The organism is Mesorhizobium sp. P3_A9 (genome assembly GCF_056402975.1).
On sequence record NZ_JBFUGJ010000641.1, the window covers coordinates 1 to 1,660 of the forward strand.

1 protein-coding gene is annotated in these 1,660 nt (G+C 60.3%); it reads left to right on the forward strand.

Features of this window, described 5'->3' with window-relative positions:
• Positions 1 to 439: 439 nt before the first annotated feature.
• Positions 440 to 1,630 (forward strand): M24 family metallopeptidase, encoded by a 1,191-nt coding sequence (locus AC1DX0_RS35575; RefSeq protein ID WP_477359137.1) that lies wholly within the window; start codon positions 440 to 442, stop codon positions 1,628 to 1,630.
• Positions 1,631 to 1,660 lie beyond the last annotated feature (30 nt).

The window sequence follows — 1,660 nt, forward strand, 5'->3', positions numbered from 1 at the left end:
GGCCAGCAGCAGGCCAGCAGCATCGCCGAGCCGGCAAGCATTTTGCGTCTGGAAATCGTGAAACCTGACATGATCGAACTCCGTCCTCTCCGCGACCCGGTCGGGCGCGACAACACCCCTCGAATGCCGGCATCGGCATTCTTGCGGTGGTGATTATGAGCCTTGCCGAGGGTTTCGCCAGAGACGGAATTGGCGCATCCTTGCTTGGCTTTGAAATTTTCGTCCGCTGGACCAGTTCAAGAGAACGGGCTCAATTCGACCTATCTGGTAGGACCAGATTTGACGGATAGTCGACGGATGACGACTTGGTGACTGCCCAGCCGTGCAGTTGGCGTATTTCTGGCTAGACCAGAGTGGGCAAAATGGTGCAGATTTGACGCAAAGCCCAGGGATTGGGAGCAGAACAAGGTCGATCCCAGGCAAATTCAGGGAGAGAGAGATGAACATTGCGCCGGGCAAGAGTGCCGTCAGCAATATTCCGTTCGACGAGGCGAGAGTCGACCGGCTGATGGAGGAGGCCGGCATCGATGTGTTGCTCGCGACCTCCAAGCACAACACACAGTACCTGCTGGGCGGCTATAAATTCATCTTCTTCGCCGCCATGGATGCGATCGGCCACAGCCGCTACCTGCCGATCGTCGTCTACGAAAAAGGCGGGCCGGATCACGCGGCCTATATCGGCAACCGCATGGAGGGCGGCGAGCATCAGAACAACCCGTTCTGGACGCCGACGCTGCATGCCGCCTGCTGGGGCACGCTCGATGCCGCCAACTTCGCCGTCGAACATCTGCAAAAGATCGGCAAGGCCGGCGCGCGCATCGGCATCGAACCGGGCTTCCTGCCGTCGGATGCCTACACGCTGATCCGCAAGGCATTGCCGGACGCCAAGCTGATCGATGCGACTGCGATGCTCGAGAGCATGCGGGCCATCAAGACCGACGCGGAATTGGAGAAGCTACGCACGGCCTCCGAGCTGATCACCGATTCCATGCTGGCGACCATTGCCTGGGCGCGCGAAGGCACGACCAAGGCCGAGATGATCGAGCAGATCAGGCGCGAGGAGACCAATCGCGGCGCACATTTCGAATAYTGCCTGCTGACGCTGGGCTCCAGTCACAACCGCGCCGCYTCRCCGCAAGCGTGGAAGMAGGGCGAGGTGCTGTCGATCGATTCCGGCGGCAATTATCAYGGCTATATCGGCGACCTCTGCCGSATGGGCATTCTGGGGGAACCSGATGCCGARCTSGACGATYTGCTGGCCGAGGTCGAGACGGTRCARCAGGCGGCGTTCTCGAAGGTGAAGGCGGGCACGCTGGGTGGCGACATGATTTCGTATGCCGAGGGCGTGCTGAAGCAATCCAAGGTCGCGCCCTATACGGATTTCTTCGCCCACGGCATGGGGCTGATCACGCATGAAGCGCCGTTCCTGATGACCAACCATCCAGTGACCTATGAAGGCACCTATGCGGCCAAACCGCTGGAAAAGAACATGGTGCTGTCGGTGGAGACGACGATGCTCCATCCGACGCGAGGGTTCATCAAGCTTGAGGATACGCTGGCTGTGACGGATGCTGGTTATGTGATGTTCGGTGATCGGGGCAGGGGGTGGAACAGGGGTGCAACCGCCTAGCTGGATGAAGGCGCTGCCCCCTCACCCGGA